The sequence below is a fragment of the Mesorhizobium sp. M7A.F.Ca.US.005.03.2.1 genome (assembly GCF_003997795.1).
Lineage (GTDB): Bacteria > Pseudomonadota > Alphaproteobacteria > Rhizobiales > Rhizobiaceae > Mesorhizobium > Mesorhizobium ciceri.
Genome location: NZ_RZRP01000748.1, coordinates 1 through 3,083, shown reverse-complemented (window position 1 = coordinate 3,083; position 3,083 = coordinate 1). Strand labels below are relative to the sequence as shown.

Sequence of the window (3,083 nt, the reverse complement as noted above, 5' to 3'; positions counted from 1 at the left end):
AGCCTGGACCGCGTCGCCGAGGCCGCCGGCCTGACCCGCCGCACCTTTACCCGTCGCTTTCAGAAATCGATCGGCGCCAGCTTTGGCGATTGGCTGACCAGCCAGCGGATCGAACTGGCGCAGCGTTTGCTGGAAGCGACGGAGAAATCGATGGACATGATCGCCTTCGAAGCCGGCTTCGGCAGCGCCACCTCGTTGCGTCAGCATTTTGCCGCGAGACTGAGGACATCGCCGGCGCAATACCGGCGAGAGTTTTCCAGGCGAGGCGATCAGGAAGAGCGCATGACGTATGTCCTGTCGTCCTGACCTGTTCAGCCCCGCTTGACCGGCCGCGCCGGATTGCCGATCACCGTGGCGTTCGCCGCCACGTCGCGCGTCACCACCGCACCGGCGCCGACGATGGCGCCTTCACCGATGCTGACGCCGCCAAGGATGACGGCTGAGCCGCCGATCCAGGCATTGGCGCCGATCTCAATCGGTCGGGCGATCTCCAGTCCGGCCTGCCGCCCACTGGCCTCCTTGTGGTGCTCGGCGCAGTAGATCTGCACGTTCGGGCCGAGCAGCGTTGCCTTGCCGATGCGCACGCTCGCCGTGTCGAGGATGGTGCAGCCGGCATTGAGAAACACGCCGTCGCCGAGAAAGATGTTGAAGCCATAGGCGCAGTGGAACGGCGCCTCGATACGGGCGCCCTCGCCGGCTCTTCCCAGCAGTGCCTTCAGAGCCGGCCCGAGATTGCCGCGTTGACGAGGCGGCAGCAAGTTGTGCTCGAACACCGCATCGCGCGCTATCATCCGCAACGACTCCAGTTCGTCATCGATGCAGGTATACCATTCGCCGGCCACCATCTTCACGCGCTCGCTCTCAGCCATGATGCGGTCTCCAGTTCACGTCCTTGCAAAGCACAAGTGCAGCCAAAAGCGCCGATGCCAGTACTGGTCAAATATTGGACCTATGGTAGCCTGTGACTCAAGGCCGTCTTGGCCCGTGATCGAGGGGGATCGACCATGCTCTACATTCTCGCACTTCTGATCGGCGTCATTGCCGGTCTTCGCGCCATGACGGCGCCGGCCGCCATTGCCTGGGGCGCTTATCTCGGCTGGCTGACGGTTGCCGGCACCTGGGCGAGCTTCATGAGCCATTGGGCGGCTGTCGGCATCTTCACCATCCTGGCCATTGTCGAGTTGGTCACCGACCAGTTGCCGTCGACGCCGAGCCGTAAAGTACCCCAGCAATTCGGCGCCCGCATCGTCATGGGCGCCTTCACCGGCGCGGTGATCGGCGCGACAGGCGGCGCCACCATCGGCGGCCTGATCGCGGGCGCCATCGGCGCTGTCATCGGCACGCTGGGCGGCGCCGAAGCTCGCGGCCGGCTCGCGGCCGCCTTCGGCAAGGATCCGCCCGCCGCCTTTATCGAGGACGCGGTGGCGATCATCGGCGGCCTGCTGATCGTAGCGGCGGTGGCATGACGACGAAAATCTTCGACGCCATCATCATCGGTGCCGGACAGGCTGGCCCTCCGCTGGCCGGGCGGCTGACGGCCGCCGGCATGAGCGTCGCGCTGATCGAGCGCAAGCTGGTCGGCGGCACCTGCGTCAACACCGGCTGCATGCCGACCAAGACCATGGTCGCCAGCGCCTATGCCGCGCATCTGGCGCGCCGCGCCGCCGACTATGGCGTGACGCTCTCCGGGCCGGTCGGCGTGGATTACAAGGTGATCAAGGCGCGCAAGGACAAGGTCACAAACGACGCTCGCGGCAATCTCGAGACCTGGATTGCCGGCATGGACAAGTGCACCCTCTATCGCGGCCATGCGCGTTTCGAATCCCCCAACACGGTGCGCGTCGGCGACGATCTGCTGACCGCCGAAAAGATCTTCCTCAACACCGGCGGCCGCGCCTCGGTGCCCGACCTTCCCGGCATCCACGACATCGACTATCTGACCAACTCGTCGATGATGGATCTCGACGTGCTGCCGCGCCATCTCGTCGTCGTCGGCGGCAGCTACATCTCGCTCGAATTCGCTCAGATGTTCCGCCGCTTCGGCGCGGAAGTCACCGTCGTCGAGAAGAGCCCGCGCCTGACCGGCCGCGAGGACGAGGATGTCTCCGCCGCCATCCTGTCGATCCTCGAAAACGAAGGCATCGCGGTCCATGTCGGCGCCGACGACATTGCCTTCGCCAGACAGGGTGACGACATCGCCGTGACCTTCTCCGCCGGCAAGCCACCGGCGGTCGGCTCGCATGTGCTGCTGGCGCTGGGGCGCACGCCCAACACCGACGATCTCGGCCTGGAAAGGGCCGGCGTCGAGGTCGACAAGCGCGGTTTTGTCACCGTCGACGACCAGCTGCGCACCAGCGTGCCCGGCATCTGGGCGATGGGCGACTGCAACGGCAGGGGCGCCTTCACCCACACCTCCTACAACGACTACGAGATCGTCGCCGCCAATTTGCTCGACAACGATCCGCGGAGGGTCAGCGACCGGATCGAAGCCTATGCGCTCTACATCGACCCGCCGCTTGGCCGCTGCGGCATGACCGAGGCCGCAGTGAAGAAATCCGGCCGTCGCGCGCTGGTCGGCCAGCGGCCGATGACCCGCGTCGGCCGCGCTATCGAAAAGGGCGAGACGCAGGGTTTCATGAAAATCCTGGTCGATGCCGACACCAGGGAGATCCTCGGCTGCTCGGTGCTCGGCCCCGGCGGCGACGAGGCTATCCATTGTGTGCTCGACCTGATGTACGCCAAGGCGCCCGTCGACACGCTGGCGCGTGCCGTGCACATCCATCCCAATGTTTCGGAGTTGCTGCCCACCATTGCCCAGGAGCTGAAGCCGCTGGCGTGACAGCCCGTTGAAGACCCATTTTAAAGCTCTTCCTTTTCTGCATCGCTGCAATGCAGCAATGCAGCTTGCGCACGGTGGCGTGCTTCGCGCAGTCTGGAATTGAACCGATTCAGTCTGGACGCACCATGCCCTTGCCGATCCTTGCGCTTGCCATTGCGTCCTTCTGCATCGGCACCACCGAATTCGTCATCATGGGCTTGCTGCCTGAGGTCGCCGCCGACCTCGGCGTGTCGATCCCCGCGGC

Annotated in this window: 4 protein-coding genes and 1 pseudogene; 4 read left to right on the top strand and 1 reads right to left on the bottom strand. The window is 65.2% G+C overall.

Translation table 11 applies throughout. The features are described from left to right. Positions 1 to 306 (top strand): helix-turn-helix domain-containing protein (locus EN991_RS29545; protein ID WP_127370075.1); only part of this gene is annotated, 306 nt, incomplete at its 5' end. A gap of 5 nt (positions 307 to 311) precedes the next feature. On the opposite strand, the gene EN991_RS29540 is transcribed toward EN991_RS29545, so the two are convergent. After that, positions 312 to 869 carry a sugar O-acetyltransferase gene (locus EN991_RS29540; RefSeq protein WP_127370074.1) on the bottom strand — a complete coding sequence of 186 codons (558 nt, stop codon included), beginning with the start codon at positions 867 to 869 and terminating at the stop codon, positions 312 to 314. Positions 870 to 1,004: 135 nt separating this feature from the next. Between EN991_RS29540 and EN991_RS29535 the strand changes: the two genes are divergently transcribed. The 3 genes and pseudogenes from EN991_RS29535 to EN991_RS41200 all read left to right on the top strand — a co-directional run. After that, on the top strand, positions 1,005 to 1,466 hold the full coding sequence (locus tag EN991_RS29535; protein WP_027162181.1) for a membrane protein: 462 nt from the start codon (positions 1,005 to 1,007) through the stop codon (positions 1,464 to 1,466). Continuing rightward, entirely contained in the window at positions 1,463 to 2,839 is a 1,377-nt protein-coding gene (locus EN991_RS29530) for an FAD-containing oxidoreductase (RefSeq protein WP_127370073.1), read from the top strand. Before EN991_RS29535 ends, EN991_RS29530 begins: the two co-directional genes overlap by 4 nt. 125 nt (positions 2,840 to 2,964) lie before the next feature. After that, positions 2,965 to 3,083 (top strand): annotated as a pseudogene (locus EN991_RS41200) (MFS transporter); the annotation flags it as partial.